Below are 17,461 nucleotides of genomic sequence, written 5' to 3'. Positions count from 1 at the left end.
AGACAAACATGAATGGATTCAGAAAACTAAAAAGTAGAGGCCTACCCAGAACGCGACGCTTAAACTGACGGCGCTAATCCAGGCCAGCTGACGTAAACGGCCACGCAATACCTTTTGAGGAGAAGGCGTCGCAGGTGCGGGCGTAACAGGTAAAGTTTCAATGTGCATAGTCGTTTCCTGGTCAGGTCAGCGATTCCGCTGATCAAAAAAGTAAAAGTGTGCCGGGCATTCTTTGCGGCCCGTGTTCACTTAACGGGCGGTATCGAGAACGTTGAAAATCACGTCTGAAAGTTCATTCAGCTCAAACTTTGCCACATAGCCGTCGGCTCCCACTTTACGCACGTGGTCTTCGTTGGCGCTTCCAGAGAGTGAGGAGTGGATCACGACCGGCAGCGTTTTCAGAATCGGGTCACGCTTGATGTTGCGGGTCAGCGTAAAGCCATCCATCTCAGGCATCTCCAGATCGGTCAGTACCAGGGCAATTTTGTCGTGAATCGACTCGCCTGAAGCCTGCACTTCCTGGCTTAGCTGCTTAATTTTTTCCCAGGCATCAAGGCCGGTGTTAAACATCAGCGCCGGAATGCCCATGCTCTTCAGTCCCTGCTCCAGCAGCTGACGCGCGACTTTGGAATCTTCTGCCACAATCGCAACCGCACCCGGGCGATAGTTGAAGGCACGCGGTTTGGCCGCTTCAGGCTCGACGCCGCGTGACGACGGGATGATGTCATACAGGATTTGCTCAACGTCCAGCACCATCGCCAGCTCGCTGCCCTGCTTATCGGTGTCCAGGCAGGCGATGCTGGTAATGTTGCGACCGCCGATACCGGCTTCAGCGGTATGGACCTGGCTCCAGTCGAGACGCACGATGTTATCCACGGATTCCACGGCAAATGCCTGGGTGTTACGGGCATACTCGGTGACCAGGAGCAGGTTAAGGCCCGTTTCAGGTACGCAACCTGCCACAGCAGGCAGGTCGATGACCGGAATGAACTGACCGCGAATACTGGCCATACCCAGCAGCGGCGAACTCATTCCCGCGGCTTTGGTGATGGTCTGCATTGGTACAATTTCACGCAGCTTGAAGACGTTAATGCCAAACAGCTCAGATTTGCCTTTCAGCTGATCAGAACCTAAGCGAAACAGCAGCAGCTCAAACTTGTTCGATAATGCGAGGTTCGCTCTCTCATCGATCTCTTTCTGAAAATTATCCATGGTTGCCTCTGCATTAACGCAGCTGGTGAAATAGGGTGTGAACAGGTTATCGGCAGCAAACGGAAAAAGGTGAGAAGAGAAAGGTGAAATAAAACGGACGCCAATTATTGTGCCAGGCTTAACCCTGAAGGTTCAACATGGACACCTTTCCAATAAAGGAGTGTGAAATGAAAAAAGTGATTTTAGCGTCGTTGCTGGTGATGATGAGCGCGGGTGTGTCGGCTGAAGAGGGCGGATACAAAGCGGGTGATGCGCCACCGCCGCAGCACAAGCAGGATGCGGGCTATAAAGGCTCAGAAGATACCGGTCAGACACATATTGATCAGATCCGCGACTTCCGTCAGGGCGGGTATGTGACGCTGGAAGGTTACATCGTGAAGAAAGAGCAGGGCGAGCGCTATCAGTTCCGCGACAACACCGGTACGTTACCGATTATCGCACCGAAGAAGACCTTTGATGGTAAAACCTACACCGCGGAAGACAAAGTACGTGTCAGTGGTAAGGTACAGGGCAAAGGGGATAAAACCACGCTGCATGTGACACAAATCGAAGAGCCATAAGAAATCGGGCGAGGTAATAACCTCGCCCGATTTTATTCAGTCCTTCAGCAGAATCGCCCGGCAGGTTTTGCCTTTGATTTTGCCCTGCTTGAGTTTCACCAGTGCCGCTTTAGCGTGGTTCGCTTCAATCGCCACGTAGGCATGGGTTGGGGTCAGAACGATTTTACCGATCTGATCGGCGCGATAACCCGCTTCACCGGTCAGCGCACCCAGAATGTCTCCCGGACGCATCTTGGCTTTACGACCACCATCAATACACAATGTCATCATGGCGGCAGGCAGAGGCTTGCTACTGCCTTTTTTCAGCGTGCTGGCAGAAACCCACGGCAGTTTTTGCTGCAGGAAATCCTCCAGTGCATGTGCGCGCGCCATTTCATCGGCAGCAACCAGGCTGACGGCAACGCCATGTTCGCCTGCACGTGCGGTACGACCGATGCGGTGCAGGTGGATTTCAGGATCCCAGGCGAGCTGGTAGTTGACCACCATCGCCAGTGATTTGATATCCAGTCCGCGCGCGGCGACATCGGTGGCAACCAGTACGCGTCCACTGCCGTTAGCAAAACGGATCAGCACACGTTCGCGATCGCGCTGTTCCAGGTCACCATGCAATGGCAGGGCGCTGATATCACGCGCGTTAAGCGCCGCAGCGACATCGTCACATTCACGTTTGGTGTTGCAGAAGACCACACAGGATGAGGGCTGACGGTCGCTAAGCAGTGCGATGAGCAGACCCAGTTTTTCATTGTGGCTGGCTTCAAAGAACTGCTGGTCAATTGAAGGCAGTTCGCTGACTTCTTCAGTTACCACGCTCAGCGCATCACGCTGGAAGCGGGTACTGATGGCGGTGATGCCGTCGGGCCACGTAGCGGAAAAGAGCAGCGTCTGGCGCGAGGCGGGCGTCGCCTCAATGATAGTTTCCATATCATTGAGGAAACCCATCTCCAGCATCCGATCTGCCTCATCCAGTACCAGCGTGTTGAGCTGGTCCAGTTTGAGGTTTTCGCGGTTGATGTGGTCGAGGATACGACCCGGCGTGCCGACCACGATATGCGGTGGATGCACCAGCGAGTCACGCTGTGCACTCATCGGTTGTCCGCCACACAAGGTGAGGACTTTGATGTTTCGGGTGAAGCGGGCCAGCTGGCGCAGCACGTTGCCCACCTGATCGGCCAGTTCCCGGGTTGGACACAGGATGAGTGCCTGAGTCTGAAAGCGGGTGCTGTCAATATGGTGCAGTAATCCAATACCAAAGGCAGCCGTTTTACCGCTGCCGGTTTTCGCCTGCGCACGCACGTCGCGTCCCTGTAGTATGGCGGGCAGCGTAGCAGCCTGCACGGGCGTCATGCTGGTGTAGCCCATCTCGCGCAGGTTATCGAGCTGGCTGTCGGGAAGCGAATTGAGGGTAGAAAAAGCGGTCACGGGCGCGGCCTCTGAGGCTGAAAGTGTAGGGCATTATTGCGGGGCAAGTCTGGCAGAAAGCACGCCTGACAGCAACGGGAACCTCGATGGTTAACGGTATGAAACTATCTCTGCCGGCACGCTTAGGAATAGACTGAAGTTTGCCTGGAAAAGACGGTTTTTTTTAATCGATTCGCTAAATGTAAAGCTTTTCATTTCAAAGTGATAATTTACCAGGACCATGCATTGCTATATAAGCCTTCGTTTTTAAATATTTATTTCATTGTTAATCAGATGATTCCTTAATAATCACTCCAGTAATAGAATTAATCATTAAAAAATATCGCTCTCCATGCCGATAAAAATCCTGAGCTAATTGCTTTATATTTAGCGCGCCATATTCCTGGTACAACGACCGGTAGAGGGTATTTGCATTGAGTAAACGCATCCAGGGACCACATGAAAATGTGCTTAAAATAGTAGGCCGCGCCGTACTGACACTGCATATTCATGGAGAGGGCTTATCGGCTGATAAGATCGCTTCGATGATTGCGTGTTATGCGGAAGATGAGCCCTGTGATCAGGAAGATCGTCGCTTATACGCGCTGGCAATGGAACTAATGTCGAATAATCAATGGGCCAAAAGCGCGTAACCCGCACTTCGCTCAGGTAAATGCAGAGCCTCCCTTGTGGAGGCTCTGTTGTTTTTGGGGGAGGGCTGGCTCGCGGCCGATTGAGTCTGGCTCAGTGAAACGGGTGGTGGCCTGCTATGCTTTGCTTCAGGCGCAGGCTCCCATCACTTCACGTCAGTTGGTCGTCTGTTAACCCAATGCGGTTTTGCTGTGTCAGGCTGAGGCCAGTGCAAAGACCGGTTTACCGCGCGAGAAGGTCGCGACCACCGGCGAAATTCGGGCTACGGCTTCGGCGGAACAGCTCGCCGCCACCAGCATCATACTCGCGTCATCGCCCGTCACGGGCCACTGGCGTTGACCCTGAGCAGAGAGTGGCAGCCGGTCGCCTGTGGCAATCGCCAGCGCCCGCGACAGCGAGAATTCATCCGAGCCGCGATAGAGTTGTGCGTAAAGATTCGCTTTTTCCAGCATGCTGCCCGTGCCAAAGGGTGACCAGTGATCGATGACGCTGTCTGTGCCGGTCATCACTTTCACACCCGCTTTCTGTAGCTGTGGAACTGGCATGGTGAGCTTGCCGATCGGCAGCGTTGAGGCGACGCTGAACTGCTGCTCCGCCAGCCCTTCGATCATCCTGTCCAGCGCACTGCCGGTCAGGGTCGCCAGCGCGAAACCGTGGCTCAGCGTCACTTTGCCTTTTAGCACCGGATTCTTCGCCACGGTGTCAATCATGTACTGAATCGCCGCCACGCCAGCAGGGGGGGTTTCATGCAGATGAATATCCACGCCGCGCTGGTAGTCGAGCGCAATCTGGAACATCGCATCCAATGACCTCTCCATCTCACCATCAACATTGGTGGGATCCAGCCCGCCGACATACTCTACGCCGTGCTGCATTGCTTCGCGCATCAGCCCGTCAACCCTGGAGTGCAGCAGGCCGTGCTGCGGGAAAGCAACGATCTCGCAGGGAAAATCGGGGTGCCGGGCTAATGCTGCCTGCAGATGTTCCAGGCTCCTAAGGCCGCTGACCGGATCGATGTTGCAGTGGCTGCGGGCGCGAGTGGTGCCTTTGGCGTGCAACAGAGCGATCAAGGCTTCAGCGCGAGCCTCGGAGTGCGGCAGCAGTTGCGGAATCAGGACTTGTTCGCGCGCAATCATATCCATGATGGTTTTGCCCTGACGGGGACGCGGAGCCTGCCACGGGCCGCCGTAGAAGGTTTTATCCAGGTGAATGTGCATATCCTGCGTGGCGGGCAGCAGCAGGGCATCCTGTGCGTCCCAGGACGGCAGCGTGCTGTCGCCCTGGCCTGCGGGCACCAGCTGGTCAATTTTACCGTCGCGTACGCTGATGTCATAACGTCCGGTCCGGGTCGCGACGATTTCGTCATCCTCGCGAATAAACCCTTCTTCCAGCCTCACATTGCGCAGCAGGTAATGATCCTGCTGTGGCAGGGCGGCGGGCTGGTCGGGATTGATAGCGGGTGAAGGTGAGGACGTGGCGGCACTGGCCTGCCCGAGACCGGCGGCCAGTAAGCCGCCTGCGGCGGTCCAGCGAACACCTTGTCCAAGGAAATCGCGGCGGCTCGGTGAAGAGGAAATAGGCATCAGAGGCTCCTGCAAAGTGAACAAGACATTAATCTGACAAACGACGCTTCACCCTGCTGCGTTATTTTCCACTGACGACTATTCGATATCTCACTGCCAGCGCAGCTGGCCAAAGGCCGCCAGTGACTCTGCCAGTTCGCGCTGCAACGGATCCTGCGGCTGGCGGCAGAACAGTGCCAGTTCAAAGGTATCAATCAACGGCAGTCCCTGCTCAGGACCCAGCACCCGATGTTGCGGCAGGCGGCAGCTGGCGGGCAGTAACGTGAGTCCCAGTCCCTGCGCACTGGCGGCGGCCAGCGCGACCAGGCTGGCGCTGCTGTAGCTAATGCGCCAGCTTCGACCCAGCGCATCCAGCGTCTGGCACACCTCGTCACGATAGAGCCCCTGCTGGGGAAACAGCACCAGCGGCACCGGCGTCTGTTCAAAGCAGGGCCACTCCGCGCTGTCGAGCCACAGCAGGGGTTCGGGACGCGACGCCATCGGACGCTCGCCGTAAGGCTGCTTGATCAGCATGATGTCGAGCTCTTCACGCTGCCAGGCGCGACGCAACTCCACCTGCATGCCACTCATCACATCCAGCCGCAACTGCGGATGGTCGCGGCTGAAGTGCGCCAGCAGGCCGGCAGTGGGTGCAGCGAAATCCTCCGGCACGCCAAGGCGCAACACGCCGTCGCGCCACTGGTCACTCAGCACATCGTGCGCTTCGCCATTCAGAGCAATAATCCGGCGGGCGTAGCCTAAAAGTTTTTCGCCCTCTTCGGTGATCTGCACCTGATGCGAGGTGCGAACCAGCAGTTCCTTTCCTAACATCTCTTCAAGACGCCGCACCTGCTGGCTGACAGTGGATTGCGACAGGTGCACTCTGTCGGCGGCGCGGGTAAAGCTGAAGGTTTCGCACACCGCCACAAAGCTAAGCAACTGCTGCGGGGTAAACATGGGCTGACGATTCATTTTTCCACTACCTGGCAGAGTAATATTTCATTTCCAGATAGTAGCGACTGCTGCCAGGCTGGCAACCTTTAACTGCTTGGATCTCAGATGAAGAGAGAGAACAATCTGCTGCTGGCGGCGCTGGTGCTGGCAGGACTCAATATGCGGCCACTGATGACTTCGGTCAGTCCGTTACTCGGCCAGTTGCGGCAGAGCATTGGTCTGTCGTCACTGGCGGCATCGCTGCTACCTGCGGTGCCGATGATGATGATGGGCGCGATTGCGTTAATCAGCGCCCCGCTGATGCAGCGTTTTGCGGTGCGCAGACTGCTGCTCGGCGGTCTGGTGCTGCTGTTGCTGGCGCTGGTGAGTCGGCTGTTGGTTACTGATGGCCGCTGGCTGGTGCTGACTGCCGTGCCGGGTGGGGCAGGCATTGGCATTGTACAGATGGCGATGCCGGGATTGATCCGTCAGCGTTTTGGCAGCCGGAGCGCCGGCGTGACCGGACTCTGGGCCGCCGCGCTGATGGGTGGCGGCGGAATTGGCGCGGCTATCTCGCCGTGGCTGAGCGCACATTTTGGCTGGCAGGGCGCGCTGAGTAGCTGGGCGCTGCCGGTGGTGCTGGCTATTCTGGTCTGGCTGTTTATCACCACCGCGCCGCCCACAGCCCGGACAGAGGCAGCAGAGATGCCTTCGCTGTGGCGAAAAACCCGTGCCTGGACGCTGGCGCTGAGCTTTGGACTGGTGAACGGAGGATATGCCATCTGTGTTGCCTGGCTGCCTGACTTTTATCATCAGCTCGGCTGGAGCACACAGGCGGGCGGTTCACTGCTTGGTATGATGATCGCCTGTCAGGTCTCGGGTGCGCTGCTGTTGCCGTTGCTGGCTCGGGGCCGCGATCGTCGTCCGCTGTTGCTGTTCACGCTGGCGATGCAGCTCAGCGGCATGCTCGGCTTTCTGCTTGCGCCACAAGGGGCGCCGTGGCTCTGGGCGGGGATTGCGGGCGTCGGACTGGGCGGGGCGTTTCCGCTGGCACTGGTGCTGGCGCTGGATCATCTTGATAAACCCCAGACTGGCGCACGGCTGGTGGCCTTTATGCAGGGCGTCGGCTTTATTATTGCGGGCAGCATGCCGTTTATCGCCGGTCAGCTGCATGCGTTCACCGGCCAGTTCGCCAGCATCTGGATTCTGCAGGCGGCGGTTACGCTGCTGCTGGTCGTCCTGACTCTGCGTTTCCATCCACGCAGCTATCAGCGGGCCTTTCCCGGCGTGAGTAGCTGATTTTGGTCGGACCAATCAAAGCAATAATTTTCTCTGGTTCACACTCCAGAAATATTCGCGCAACTTCTATTGCCACGGATTAACAATACATTAACTATCTCTTGCCACAAGCCCCGATAAAGCATTTTGGTCTGACCAATTCGGGGCGCAGGGCATGCAGCGCTGCGGCTACATGCTTCGTCACCTCTTCCTCTGGAGATACTGGCATGCAGATCTGGCAACAAAACTACGATCCGCTGGGTAATATCTGGCTCTCAAGCCTTGTTGCTCTGATCCCGATTCTCTTTTTCTTCTTTGCGCTGATTAAGCTGAAGATGAAAGGCTATCTGGCGGCTACCACTACAGTGGTGCTGGCGCTGTTGGTGGCGTTGTTTCTCTATCAGATGCCGGTTGCACAGGCGCTGGCTGCCGTGGGTTATGGCTTTCTCTATGGATTGTGGCCGATTGCCTGGATTATTGTCGCGGCGGTATTTGTCTACAAGATCTCAGTCAAAACCGGTCAGTTCGATATTATCCGCGCCTCTATCCTCTCGATTACGCCCGATCAGCGTCTGCAGATGCTGATTGTCGGCTTCTCATTCGGGGCTTTCCTGGAGGGCGCTGCAGGCTTTGGTGCGCCAGTGGCGATTACTGCCGCGCTGCTGGTGGGACTCGGCTTTAATCCACTCTACGCCGCCGGCCTCTGCCTGATTGTAAACACCGCGCCGGTCGCCTTTGGTGCGATGGGCATTCCGATTATCGTGGCGGGCCAGGTGACCGGGCTGGACAGTTTTGCCATCGGTCAGATGGCCGGACGCCAGCTGCCGCTGCTGACCCTGATTGTGCTGTTCTGGATCATGGCGATCATGGATGGCTGGCGCGGCGTGAAAGAGACCTGGCCAGCGGTGGTTGTCGCGGGCGGATCCTTTGCCATTGCCCAGTTCCTCAGCTCCAACTTCCTGGGGCCTGAACTGCCCGATATTATCTCGTCACTCGCCTCGCTGGTTTCACTGACGCTATTCCTGCGGGTCTGGAAACCGGTGCGTATCTTTCGGTTTGCCGATGCAGAGGCGAAGCAGGGCGATCCGCTGCTGCCTCCGCAGAAGTATCGGCTGGGCCAGGTGATCCGTGCCTGGATGCCGTTCCTGTTTCTTACTGCCACCGTCACGCTCTGGAGCATTCCGCCGTTTAAAGCGCTGTTTGCCAAAGGCGGTGCGCTCTATGACTGGGTGCTGGCTGTGCCGGTTCCGATGCTGAATGAGCTGGTGGCGCGGATGCCACCGGTCGTCAGCAGTGCGACGCCTTATCCGGCAATCTATAAACTGGATCTGGTTTCCGCCACGGGTACCGCCATTTTAATCGCAGCCATCATCGCTATGCTGTTCCTGCGCATGAAACCAAAGGCGGCGTTGCAGACCTTTGGTGAAACGCTGAAAGAGCTGGCGCTGCCAATCTACTCCATCGGAATGGTGCTGGCGTTTGCTTTTATCTCCAACTATTCCGGCCTCTCTGCGACGCTGGCACTGGCGCTGGCACATACCGGCCATGCCTTTACCTTCTTCTCGCCGTTCCTCGGCTGGCTGGGTGTCTTCCTGACCGGATCAGATACCTCATCGAATGCACTGTTTGCCGCGTTACAGGCCACCACTGCCCAGCAGATTGGGGTCTCCGATATTTTGCTGGTGGCGGCGAATACCACCGGCGGCGTGACCGGTAAGATGATCTCGCCGCAGTCGATCGCCATCGCCTGTGCAGCGGTCGGGCTGGTGGGGAAAGAGTCCGACCTGTTCCGGTTTACCGTTAAACACAGTCTGATTTTCACCTGTATGGTCGGTGTGATTACCACACTTCAGGCCTATGTTTTCCCGTGGATGATCCCATGAACAGCCATGTCGATCCGCTGGTGATGCGCCTCCGGGCGTATATCACCGAACATCAGCTTGAACCGGGTATGCGACTGCCCGCCGAACGTCAGCTCTCTGCGGAGCTTGGCGTCTCCCGCTCCTCATTGCGGGAAGCGATACAGCAGCTGATCAGCAGCGGAATGCTGATCAGCCGACGTGGCGGCGGCACCTGGCTCCGTCAGCAGCTGGCACCCTGGTCGGAGCAACGCATCGTCGAGCCGATTCGTCAGTTACTGCGCGACGATCCCGACTACCGTTACGACATTCTGGAGGCGCGCCATGCCATCGAGGCCAGCACCGCCTGGCATGCCGCACTGCGCGCCACCGACAGCGACAAAGAGAAACTGCAGTTCGCTTTCGACGCCACCCTGAAACTCAAGGAGAGTGACGATCCCGATCTCGCCGCGCAGGCGGATGTGCGCTTCCACCTGGCGATTGCCGAGGCGTCGCACAATGTGGTGCTGCTGCAGACCATGCGTGGTTTTTTTGAGCTGCTGCAGTCATCGGTGATGCAGACCCGTCAGCGCATGTACACCCAGCCTGCGATTTTCGGCCGCCTGACGGAACAGCATCAGGCGCTGCTTGATGCAATCCTTGCGGGCGACGCCGAAGCGGCCCGTCAGTCGGCGATGCACCATCTGGGTTTTGTGCACACCACCATGAAAAGCCTGCATGAAGATGAAGCGCGTCAGGCGCGCATCACCCGTTTACCGGATAACGACATACGCAACCCTAAGGAATCTGACTGATGATTATCTCAGCTGCCAGTGACTATCGCGCCGCCGCGCAACGTATCCTGCCGCCGTTCCTGTTTCACTATCTTGATGGCGGTGCCTACGCCGAGCACACCCTGCGACGTAACGTGGAGGACCTGTCTGACGTGGCGTTGCGTCAGCGCATCCTGAAGAACATGTCGGAACTGAGCCTTGAGACAACATTATTTAATGAAACATTGTCGATGCCGGTTGCGCTCGCACCGGTCGGTCTGTGCGGCATGTATGCCCGTCGGGGCGAAGTACAGGCCGCGCGCGCCGCCGCTCTGAAAGGCATTCCGTTTACGCTGTCGACGGTCTCGGTTTGCCCGATTGAAGAGGTGGCCCCGCAGATCAACCGCCCAATGTGGTTCCAGCTCTATGTGCTGCGTGATCGCGGGTTTATGCGCAATGCGCTGGAACGCGCCAAAGCCGCCGGTTGCTCAACGCTGGTGTTTACCGTGGATATGCCGACGCCGGGTGCACGCTATCGCGATGCGCACTCCGGGATGAGCGGTAATCATGCGGCGCTGCGTCGATACTGGCAGGCGGTTACTCATCCACAATGGGCACTGGATGTGGGCCTGCAGGGGCGTCCACACGATCTGGGGAATATCTCCGCCTATCTGGGTAAGCCGACCGGGCTGGAAGATTATATCGGCTGGCTGGCGAACAACTTTGATCCCTCGATCAGCTGGAAAGATCTGGAGTGGATCCGCGAGTTCTGGGACGGACCGATGGTGATCAAAGGTATTCTCGATCCGGAAGATGCGCGGGATGCGGTGCGCTTTGGCGCAGACGGCATCGTGGTCTCGAATCATGGCGGACGTCAGCTGGATGGTGTGCTCTCTTCGGCGCGGGCGCTGCCCGCGATTGCCGATGCCGTCAAAGGTGACATCACGATTCTGGCGGACAGTGGCATTCGTAACGGGCTGGATGTGGTGAGAATGATCGCGCTGGGCGCAGACAGCGTGCTGCTGGGAAGGGCCTTTATTTATGCGCTGGCGACCCACGGTCAGCGCGGTGTTGAAAACCTGCTGAACCTGATTGAGAAGGAGATGCGCGTTGCCATGACACTGACCGGCGCAAAATCCATTAGTGAAATCACCCGCGATTCACTGGTCCAGGCGGAGGCGTTGCTGGCCCCAGCAAGCACAAAGCCACGTCCGCGTGCGGTGAATTAGCCTGCGAAAATGAATGTATTGTCTATACTTAGCTTCTTTACCAACAGGAGGAATGACATGACCATTCACAAGAAAGGTTCGGCGCACTGGGAAGGCGATATCAAAGGTAAAGGCACCGTCAGCACCGAGAGCGGCGTGCTGAGCCAGCAACCTTATGGCTTTAATACCCGTTTTGAAGGCGGTAAAGGCACCAACCCGGAAGAACTGATTGGTGCAGCGCATGCAGCCTGTTTCTCTATGGCGCTGTCGCTGATGCTGGGTAACGCGGGTCATCCGCCGGAAAGCATTGATACCACGGCCGACGTGTCGCTGGACAAAAAAGGCGACGGCTTTGCCATCACCAAAGTGGCGCTGACCAGCACCATCTCTCTGCCAGGCATTGATGCGTCAACTTTCGACGAGATTATCAATAAAGCCAAAGCAGGCTGCCCGGTTTCTCAGGTTCTGAATGCGGAAATTACGCTGGATTACACCCTGAACAACTGATGCCGGCGACGGGTCGCCTTTTGGTGGCCCGGACGTTATGCTATCCCCTCGGTCCTGTTACTGACCGAAACTGATGCGCCTTCTGGCGCATCTTCGCTTTCTGATGAGAGGAAACCGAGGTGACAAGATACCGGGCGGCCAAAAAGTACTGGAAGATGGTGCTGGTTCTTTTATGCATTTGCGGTGGTCTGCTGTTGATTCGCTGGGCCGCCATGATCTGGGCATGAGTCGATGAAGGGGACCGGGCGTCACACGCCGTGCAACGTTTTGATGGTGATGATTGCGCTGGAAGGGGAGCTCTGCCGGCTCACAGCCTCATGTCTGCCGGGATAATCGTGTTATTCAGACAAAGGCATCTTCACGCCGTTGTTTAGCCCGCACGTCACTGCGCGCAATGCGATACGCTTTGCGGGGATCGCCCACCACAAATTCAAAGGTTGGCGTGTAGTAAAATGGCAACCAGCCGCCATAGCTGCTCTCCCACTCCCATCGGACGGGGCAGGGCCACAGAATGCCATCATACAAAAGATAGTATACCCAGCGTCCACCAGGACGACGGGGGCGTGATGTTTTCATGGGATTCACTACGGTAATGGTTAACAACAGCTTATATTTTGTACGCTAAAGCGCCAGCTTGCAATGTTACAGCGCCGCTTTATTGAACCTGGTCCTGAATTAGCGATGGACCTCTCCGCAAAGCAGGACCACATTCGGCCTGACTTTATGAATGCGGTTCGCCATCGTTTCGCAGTCGACCTTTGTCGGATAGATGCGCTCCGAGACCGGCAGCGCTTCGCAGGCATCGTAGCCGCACGCGCTCACTAACAACACAAATCCTATCAACATAGTTCCTCTCCTTTGCACGGTCTGGTGGTACGGACTGCGGTGCTTTTTATCCCTTTTTAACATCCAGTATAGACAAACGTGACGGTGCGGCATTGTCAGTGTGAGCTATGGTCCGTCCGCAGGGTCATGCCGGCGTCTGTCAGCGTGTAAGAAGAGGATTGATGCCTGCATTAACCCGCGAAATACCAGGCGGGCAGCAGCGCAATCAGGTTATTCAGGGTGTGGAGGAAGATGGGCAGCGCCAGACTGTTGCTCCGCAGCCGGGCATAGCAGAGCAGCAGTGAAAACAGCGTCAGGGCGATAAGCGTCTGCCAGTGCACATACTGCGTATGCATTACCGCAAACAGCAGCGAGGTGAGCAGCATACAGGCGAAGCGGCTGCGCGGCGCCCACAGCAGAAAACCCTGTAACAGAAAACCGCGGAACAGCACCTCTTCAAAAACCGGCGCCAGCAACACGGCGGTCAACAGCAGGATAAGCAGCGAATTACGTCCCTGCTGCGCCTGCATCACCAGCCAGCCTTCCGGCTGCATAAATTGCATCTGTGCTGCCATCAGGACAAACAACGCGCCGGTAAAGAGCAGGGTTTGCAGGGTATAAAGTTCACCCAGCGGTAAATCGGTACGGCGCTGGCAGTAGAAGCGATAAAGCGGGTAGATCACAGCAAATTCAAACAGACAGAGCACGGGCACCAGCAGGCCGTCATTACGCAGCACGCCGTAATTAGGGAACAGGGTGATCAGCATGGTAACCAGGTAATAGACCACAAAGCTGCCGACGTAGAACAGCGTCAGGGTCACTCTGTCGGAATTGATGTTCATAGGCGACTCAGCCAGCGAAGGTAAGCGCATAGTAGCAATGCCCCCGATCGCTGTCGAGTCAGCCTGTAACACAATATTTAAGCGCAAAATGTTTACCGCAGACTAAACACCCGAGCGCCCGAGCCGATAACTGAGGAAACTAATCGGGTCAGCACCCTGTGTGGTATTGCCGGCCTTTCATCTCAACCCCTGGTTGTGTAGTGGGCACTCTTAATGACTTTTAATCCTCCGGCGCCACCCGCGTTGCCATTCAGACATGTTGCTGAAGATCGCACTGTCCGCTTTACGCGGCGCAGCCTGCGTGTCCTTTCGCTGCTGCTGTTTGGCGTGCTGGCGCTCTCGATGCTGATGGTGCTGACGATTGCGCAGCGGCAAAACAGCGTATCGGTTGAGCATGACCGGCTGCTGATGCAGCAGGCGTGGAAAAGTCGTCAGGAGGCGATGGTAACGGATATCCGGGATTATGCGTTCTGGGGCGAAGCCTGGCAAAATCTCCATGTCAGTGTGGACAAAGTCTGGGCGTTTGACGAAGAGAACTTTGGTCCAGGCCTGTATGAGGAGTATCACTACGAGGGTGTTTTCGTGGTCGATGGTAAAGGCCACACCCGTTATTCAGTCATTAACGGCAAACTGGTGGATACGCCGCTGGAGGCCTGGCTGGGCAAAGAGACCTCTGCATTTATTGCGGCGGCACGTCAGCTTAACAACAAAGCGATGCATCGTGATGTGCTGATCAATCATCTGCCCGCCATCGTGGTTGCTGCCCCTATCACCAGTGGCAAAGTGAGGGCGGTGACGCCAGTGGCGGGGCCTCCGTCCATCATGATATTTGTGAGTCTGTTTACGCCTGAAAAATTAAAGGCGCTGGGAACATCGCTGGATGTACGCGAACTGCGCGCGCCAGCCAGTGAGGAGGATGCCCTGCGTGAACCCCGGATGATGTTAACGTTGCCGATGGGCGACCCGATTGTGCTGCGCTGGACCTCAAAGATGCCTGGCATGGGCCTGATCTGGTTTTTGCTGCCACTGCTGATGTTGATGGCGATCATCATCGCCATAATTACCCGTCGCGTCAGTCGCCATGCGCTCTCAAATGCAATTATCTCTGATCGGCGTTTCGCTATGCTGGCGATCAGTCAGCAGGAGCTTGCCAACAGCGAAGCGCGGTTTCGCGATCTCGCTGAGGCGGCGTCAGACTGGATCTGGGAGACGGATGCAGAGGGCCGGCTAATCTATCTGTCAGCGCGCTTTCATACCGTTACCGGCCATGACATTACGCACTGGCTGGGGCGTCACATCGATCATCTGCTGACGCATCCCAGCCATTCGCTGGTTGCCTGGCTGCGACGTCAGGAGGAGGACGGACAGCAGATGCCGCTGCGCTGTCAGTTCATGTCTGCGCACGGCAATCGTCGCATCGGCCAGCTGGTGGCAAAAACCATCTGGCACGACGCGAAACGCATCGGGTTTCGCGGTACGGTATCGGATATCACTCAGGGTATGGAAGCTGAGGCGCGCATTCAGTTCCTGTCGCGTCACGACGTCCTAACCGGCCTGTCGAACCGCATGCAGCTGCTGGAGTTTCTGACGCTACACCTTGCAATAACGGATGGCTCCGCGCCGCTGACGCTGGTCACCCTCGATCTTGATCAGTTCCGGCCGATTAACGAAACCTGGGGTCATGCAGCAGGCGACGAAGTGCTGAGCCAGATAGCACAGCGACTGAAGCGCTGTATTGGTCCGCAGGAGCTGGTGGCGCGGCTGAGTGGCGATGAGTTTGTGCTGGTATTACGTGAAGCGAACCGTGAGCGGGTCGCTCAGCGTTGTGCTCAGCTGGTGCATGAGGTTCAGCAACCGATCAGCACCGGCCAGCATGTCCACTATCTTACCATCAGCATGGGGATTGCCTGTGCACCTCAGGATGCCAGCCACCCGGAAGCGCTGCTGGAAATGGCAGATATTGCGCTGAATGAAGCGCGTGACGCGGGACGCAATCAGTGGGTCTGGTATGCCAATGAGATGACCAGCCAGCGGGAAGATAAACGTGAAATGGCGCGGCGGATTGAGAAAGCGCTGAAGAACAATGAGTTTCGCCTGCACTATCAGCCACGCTATCAACTGCTGACGGGGCAGCTGGCGGGCGCTGAGGCCCTGATTCGCTGGCAGATTGCCCCGGATCAATGGATAACGCCCGACCACTTCATTCCACTGGCGGAAGAGAGCGGTCTGATCGCCACCATCAGCGACTGGGTGCTGATGCGCGCCTGTGAGGATGCACTGGGGTGGGGCGGCGAACGCTATGTTTCAGTCAATATATCGCCAATGGAGTTTCGCACCAGCGACCTGGTGCAACGGGTCGCGAATGCGCTCGAGAAAAGTGGCCTGCCGGCAACCCGGCTGGAGCTCGAAATTACTGAGAACGTTACCTTTGAACACCCACAGCATGCGCTGGAAATCATGCAGGGGTTACGTTCGCTGGGTGTCCGGTTGACTGTTGATGATTTCGGCACCGGCTATGCCGCGCTGGGCTACCTGAAAACCTTCCCGTTTAATGGCCTGAAGATCGATCGCTCCTGGATGAAAGATTTCCCCGAGTCGCAGCAGGCACAGTCGGTGGTCGCGGGGATCATTGCGCTGGCTCGCGCCTTTGCCCTGACGATCACAGCAGAAGGCATTGAGACAGAAGCGCAGTTAAACCAGCTAAAACAGCTCTCATGCGAAGAAGGGCAAGGTTACTTCCTTGGCCGGCCAATGCCACTGGCTGCATTCAGAACGCTGCTGGAAAGAACGGCGCAAAATCAGCCTGAGATGGCTTAACGCACTTTGACCGCCAGGGCGGTCATTAGCATTGCGCAGACAACAAAAATAATCAGTTCCATTATGACCTCCACGGGGCTGGGTAAGAAAATTCTTAAGAAAGTGTAGAGATTCACGGGGGCTTTTTTTGGCTGAAAATGCGATTAATCTCAAAAGGACGCCTGCCCAGCAGTTGGCTTAATCCTGCTGTAACAACTTTACCTTTTAAGGGTTCAGGTCTGCCGGCGCGTTTTGCTACTCTTGGGCAAGGTGTTACACGTCCAACAGGAGAATAAACGTGAGATTTTATGGAAAAGGGCTGCTGGTAGTCGGTCTGTTCGCATTAACCGCCTGTCAATCTGCCTCTCAACCCGACACTGCCCGTGTGGCGCAGGATCCCGACGCTGACCGCTGCGGCGCCTCACAGTTTCAACACTATATCGGCAAACCGTTGACCGCACTGCAGGGTCAGCACTTCGAACAGCAGGTGCGTCCGATCCCCTATAATTCAGCCGTCACCATGGACTTTAATCTCAACCGGCTTAATTTCCTGGCCGATAAAAATGGCAATATCAGCTCAGTTTATTGTGGCTAATGGCCAGAATGTCATAGGCTTGTCATAACGGCAGGCGAGGATAGCTGCGCGTTTGAGAAACTTCCTCGTCACACAATAGATAGTGCTCGTCTTGTTTATTCCCGCCCCGGCGGGAATTTTTTTAGCGTCCGCGGACCGGAACAGGAGCGAAGAAGAAGATGAAACGCATAGTGGCATTTCTGCCCACGTTGTTACTCAGCAGCACACTGGCGCATGCGTCCAGTGAAGACGCCTGGAAAAAGAGCCGCGAGGTGATGGTTCAGGCGTGCGTCAACGCCAGCCACCTGAGCAAAGTCAGGGTGCTGGGCGAACCGATCGAATATGACGACAACACAGGTTACAGTGCACTGTTGCTGGAGGGACGCTACCCGCAGCAGCACATGAAAAATAAGCGGGGACGGGAGCTCTGCCTGTTTCAGCGCAGCAGCGGACGTGCCAGCGTCAGCGAAGCGGATAAGTTACGCTGGGTGAAGTAGACGCCGG

General features: G+C 56.7%; 19 protein-coding genes. 11 read left to right on the top strand and 8 right to left on the bottom strand.

Annotated elements, in window-relative coordinates:
* Window positions 1-18 precede the first annotated feature (18 nt).
* Both IAI47_RS15070 and IAI47_RS15065 read right to left on the bottom strand, forming a co-directional pair.
* On the bottom strand, window positions 19-168 hold the full coding sequence (locus IAI47_RS15070) for a hypothetical protein (protein ID WP_003850104.1): 150 nt from the start codon (window positions 166-168) through the stop codon (window positions 19-21).
* A gap of 81 nt (window positions 169-249) precedes the next feature.
* Entirely contained in the window at window positions 250-1,212 is a 963-nt protein-coding gene (locus IAI47_RS15065; protein ID WP_003850102.1) for a chemotaxis protein, read from the bottom strand.
* 167 nt (window positions 1,213-1,379) lie between these two features.
* On the opposite strand from IAI47_RS15065, the gene IAI47_RS15060 reads away from it, so the two are divergent.
* On the top strand, window positions 1,380-1,772 hold the full coding sequence (locus tag IAI47_RS15060; protein WP_008924851.1) for a YgiW/YdeI family stress tolerance OB fold protein: 393 nt from the start codon (window positions 1,380-1,382) through the stop codon (window positions 1,770-1,772).
* A 36-nt stretch (window positions 1,773-1,808) separates the two neighbouring features.
* Here IAI47_RS15060 and dbpA read toward each other — a convergent pair whose 3' ends face one another.
* A complete protein-coding gene (gene dbpA / locus IAI47_RS15055) occupies window positions 1,809-3,191 on the bottom strand; it encodes an ATP-dependent RNA helicase DbpA (protein ID WP_008924852.1) in 1,383 nt (460 codons plus the stop codon).
* A 413-nt stretch (window positions 3,192-3,604) separates the two neighbouring features.
* Between dbpA and IAI47_RS15050 the strand changes: the two genes are divergently transcribed.
* On the top strand, window positions 3,605-3,823 hold the full coding sequence (locus IAI47_RS15050; protein WP_008924853.1) for a hypothetical protein: 219 nt from the start codon (window positions 3,605-3,607) through the stop codon (window positions 3,821-3,823).
* A 192-nt stretch (window positions 3,824-4,015) separates the two neighbouring features.
* On the opposite strand, the gene IAI47_RS15045 is transcribed toward IAI47_RS15050, so the two are convergent.
* On the bottom strand, window positions 4,016-5,404 hold the full coding sequence (locus IAI47_RS15045; RefSeq protein WP_008924854.1) for an amidohydrolase family protein: 1,389 nt from the start codon (window positions 5,402-5,404) through the stop codon (window positions 4,016-4,018).
* A gap of 90 nt (window positions 5,405-5,494) precedes the next feature.
* Window positions 5,495-6,355, bottom strand: a complete 861-nt coding sequence (locus IAI47_RS15040; protein ID WP_003850092.1) for a LysR family transcriptional regulator — start codon at window positions 6,353-6,355, stop codon at window positions 5,495-5,497.
* Window positions 6,356-6,442: 87 nt separating this feature from the next.
* Here IAI47_RS15040 and IAI47_RS15035 point away from each other — a divergent pair, with 87 nt between their 5' ends.
* The 6 genes from IAI47_RS15035 to yniD all read left to right on the top strand — a co-directional run bounded on the left by IAI47_RS15035 (window position 6,443) and on the right by yniD (window position 12,147).
* Window positions 6,443-7,615: a cyanate transporter gene (locus IAI47_RS15035; protein WP_008924855.1), complete on the top strand. Its 1,173-nt coding sequence runs from the start codon at window positions 6,443-6,445 to the stop codon at window positions 7,613-7,615.
* Window positions 7,616-7,821: 206 nt separating this feature from the next.
* Window positions 7,822-9,477 carry an L-lactate permease gene (gene lldP, locus IAI47_RS15030; RefSeq protein WP_003850089.1) on the top strand — a complete coding sequence of 552 codons (1,656 nt, stop codon included), beginning with the start codon at window positions 7,822-7,824 and terminating at the stop codon, window positions 9,475-9,477.
* On the top strand, window positions 9,474-10,247 hold the full coding sequence (gene lldR, locus IAI47_RS15025) for a transcriptional regulator LldR (protein WP_003850087.1): 774 nt from the start codon (window positions 9,474-9,476) through the stop codon (window positions 10,245-10,247). Before lldP ends, lldR begins: the two co-directional genes overlap by 4 nt.
* Window positions 10,247-11,434: an FMN-dependent L-lactate dehydrogenase LldD gene (gene lldD / locus IAI47_RS15020; protein ID WP_008924856.1), complete on the top strand. Its 1,188-nt coding sequence runs from the start codon at window positions 10,247-10,249 to the stop codon at window positions 11,432-11,434. The genes lldR and lldD overlap by 1 nt, the downstream gene beginning before the upstream one ends.
* Window positions 11,435-11,491: 57 nt before the next feature.
* Complete coding sequence (locus IAI47_RS15015; protein ID WP_003850085.1) at window positions 11,492-11,920, top strand: OsmC family protein; 429 nt, start codon at window positions 11,492-11,494, stop codon at window positions 11,918-11,920.
* Window positions 11,921-12,075: 155 nt separating this feature from the next.
* Entirely contained in the window at window positions 12,076-12,147 is a 72-nt protein-coding gene (yniD, locus tag IAI47_RS22075; RefSeq protein ID WP_370581736.1) for a small membrane protein YniD, read from the top strand.
* Window positions 12,148-12,262: 115 nt separating this feature from the next.
* Here the strand turns inward: yniD and IAI47_RS15010 are convergent, their stop codons facing one another.
* The 3 genes from IAI47_RS15010 to IAI47_RS15000 form a co-directional block, all read right to left on the bottom strand.
* The gene (locus IAI47_RS15010) at window positions 12,263-12,496 is read right to left on the bottom strand and encodes a hypothetical protein (protein ID WP_008924857.1); all 234 of its coding nucleotides are present in this window, start codon (window positions 12,494-12,496) and stop codon (window positions 12,263-12,265) included.
* A 99-nt stretch (window positions 12,497-12,595) separates the two neighbouring features.
* A complete protein-coding gene (locus IAI47_RS15005) occupies window positions 12,596-12,766 on the bottom strand; it encodes a hypothetical protein (RefSeq protein WP_003850083.1) in 171 nt (56 codons plus the stop codon).
* Window positions 12,767-12,936: 170 nt separating this feature from the next.
* A complete protein-coding gene (locus tag IAI47_RS15000) occupies window positions 12,937-13,587 on the bottom strand; it encodes a CPBP family intramembrane glutamic endopeptidase (RefSeq protein ID WP_003850082.1) in 651 nt (216 codons plus the stop codon).
* A gap of 213 nt (window positions 13,588-13,800) precedes the next feature.
* Between IAI47_RS15000 and IAI47_RS14995 the strand changes: the two genes are divergently transcribed.
* The 3 genes from IAI47_RS14995 to IAI47_RS14985 all read left to right on the top strand — a co-directional run bounded on the left by IAI47_RS14995 (window position 13,801) and on the right by IAI47_RS14985 (window position 17,454).
* Window positions 13,801-16,404 carry an EAL domain-containing protein gene (locus IAI47_RS14995; RefSeq protein WP_008924858.1) on the top strand — a complete coding sequence of 868 codons (2,604 nt, stop codon included), beginning with the start codon at window positions 13,801-13,803 and terminating at the stop codon, window positions 16,402-16,404.
* Window positions 16,405-16,681: 277 nt separating this feature from the next.
* On the top strand, window positions 16,682-16,978 hold the full coding sequence (locus IAI47_RS14990; protein ID WP_003850080.1) for an I78 family peptidase inhibitor: 297 nt from the start codon (window positions 16,682-16,684) through the stop codon (window positions 16,976-16,978).
* A gap of 158 nt (window positions 16,979-17,136) precedes the next feature.
* Window positions 17,137-17,454: a hypothetical protein gene (locus tag IAI47_RS14985; RefSeq protein ID WP_003850079.1), complete on the top strand. Its 318-nt coding sequence runs from the start codon at window positions 17,137-17,139 to the stop codon at window positions 17,452-17,454.
* Window positions 17,455-17,461 lie beyond the last annotated feature (7 nt).

Source organism: Pantoea sp. MT58, from assembly GCF_014495885.1.
GTDB lineage: Bacteria > Pseudomonadota > Gammaproteobacteria > Enterobacterales > Enterobacteriaceae > Pantoea > Pantoea eucalypti.
Note: the sequence above shows the minus strand (reverse complement) of the source record. Positions and strands in the feature narration are given on the sequence as shown.